Source organism: Streptomyces sp. NPDC002690 (assembly GCF_053592415.1).
This window is the reverse complement of the sequence record NZ_JBSFVR010000670.1, coordinates 1-1,900: the sequence shown is the minus strand read 5'-3', so window position 1 is coordinate 1,900 and position 1,900 is coordinate 1. Positions and strand designations below refer to the sequence as shown.

The 1,900-nt window shown below is 72.5% G+C and carries 2 protein-coding genes; both read right to left on the bottom strand.

Annotated elements, in window-relative coordinates; genetic code table 11:
- The coding region (locus tag ACWD3D_RS36535; protein ID WP_451464954.1) for an ATP nucleotide 3'-pyrophosphokinase at positions 1–772 on the bottom strand (772 nt) is incomplete at its 3' end.
- A gap of 103 nt (positions 773–875) precedes the next feature.
- The coding region (locus tag ACWD3D_RS36530; protein WP_451464953.1) for a GNAT family N-acetyltransferase at positions 876–1,900 on the bottom strand (1,025 nt) is incomplete at its 5' end.

The following is a 1,900-nucleotide window of genomic DNA, read 5'->3' as shown; positions in this document are numbered from 1 at the left end:
GCCGCTCGTCCGGGGCCTTCACACGGACGAGGCGCTCGATCGCCGCCACGTCGCGCTCGGACAGCGCGCTCTCGCCGCCGCCGCTCGGCACGGGCACGGCATCGAAGACGGAGTCCTGCTCACGCTGCAACTGCTCTTTGCGGGCGGCGCCGGTGGAGGGCAGGCGCTGCTCCTCGTACAGCTTGTGGGTGACCTCCTGGGCGTGCTTGCTGGCGGGCGTGTGGAACTGGATCTCGAACAGCTGCCCCGAACGGGGCGCCCGCCAACCGGTGTTGAGGGCCTTGTACCCGCTCGTACGGCCCCAGGTGTTCGACCACTTGGTGCTGTCGTTGCCGAAGGCGTCGAGCGTGTTCGAGGCGTCGGTGACACCGACGGTGTAGGCGGCGTCCTGCCACTGCACGGTGTAGCGCACCGCGTCCGTGATGCCGGCCAGCACGGTGGCGACATTGCGGCCGGACCGCTCGCCGAGCGCCGTGGCGACCTTCCGCTTGAGCGAGTCGGGCGACTTCAGGCGCTGGTCGAAGCCGATGATCTCCGCGCCCGAGAGCGCGGCGGCGGTACGCACCTGCACGCTGATGGTGCGTTCCGCCTGCCGGGCGTGGTCCAGGTAGGCATCGACCTGGTTGTTCTCGTCGGCCGTCAGGGTGAGGCCGCCCTCGCCCTTCCAGCCCTGGGATTCGTCGGCCGCGGCCACGGACCCCAGGGAGAGGACGGCGGTGACGGCGAAGGCGACCGCCGTACGGCTCACGACGGGACGGGTACTGATGTTCATGCTGCGTTACCGGTCTCTCTGGCGCGGGGGGAAGTGATCCCTCTCCGTCAGACGGATCACGCCCTGCGAACGATCATGACCGCCGCGGGTCACGTCCGGCGCTTCACTCGGCTTCCCAGTCCCAGGTGTCGAAGTACGCCGTCCCGCCCGACCGCCGGGCCTCGTCGATCGCCAGCAGCCTGCGGTAGTCGCCGTCCGGCATGATGTCCCGCCACTCCTCCAACGGCAGCACGCGCACCTCGTCGTGCTCCGCCGGGTCCAGGACGACGGCCTCGATCTGAGCGCGCGTCAGGCTCCCGCCGTCGAAGACGCACCCGAAGGTGCTGTACGGCCACTGGGCGCCCGGCAGCCCGTAGACGGCGGCCAGGAGCCTGCGGGGCGGGCCGTCCACCACGATCGCGGTCTCCTCCCGGCACTCCCGCACGGCGGTGCCCCAGGGACGCTCGCCCGGGTCCATCGTGCCGCCGGGAACCTGCCACGGGTGCGAGGCGGAGTACACCGCGTGGAGCTGCAGGGGATTGCCGTCCTCGTCGGTGAAGTACAGCCCGGCGAACCCCGTGGCGCGCATGACCGTCTCCGCGAACTGGGCGGTCGACAGACCCGCCGGGTCCACGGGCCGCCGTACGGGAGATCTGGTCATCCGCAGGAGCGCCGGGTCGTGGAAGAAGCCGAACCGCTCGTAGAACGAAACCGGCTCGCCGCCCGTGTGGAGCGCGTACTCGGTGACGCCCAGCTCCTCCAGATGCCGCAGCAGCGCGTCCAGCACCGCGCGGGCATGGCCGCGCCCGCGGTGGGCGGGCTCGGTGGCGACGACGTCCACGTGTGCCGCGAGACCCTCGGGGGAGCCGGGCGACGGGAACACGGGGTGGACCAGAGCGAGCGCGCAACTGGCCAGCCCGCCGCCCTCCGGGGCGTCGACGACATAGGCCACCGCGCTGCCGGCCGCGGTGAGACGGGCAGCCAGCAGGGTCCGGGTCGTGGCGAGCCGCTCCGGCGAGAGCCGCTCGCGGGACGCGTACGCAGACTTCAGACGCGCGATCTCCGCCGCGTCCCCGGGGACGGCGGGCCTGGGCGCGGGGACGGCGAAGGACCGGGCAGTGGCGCCCGGTGCGGACCGGATCGCCCCAC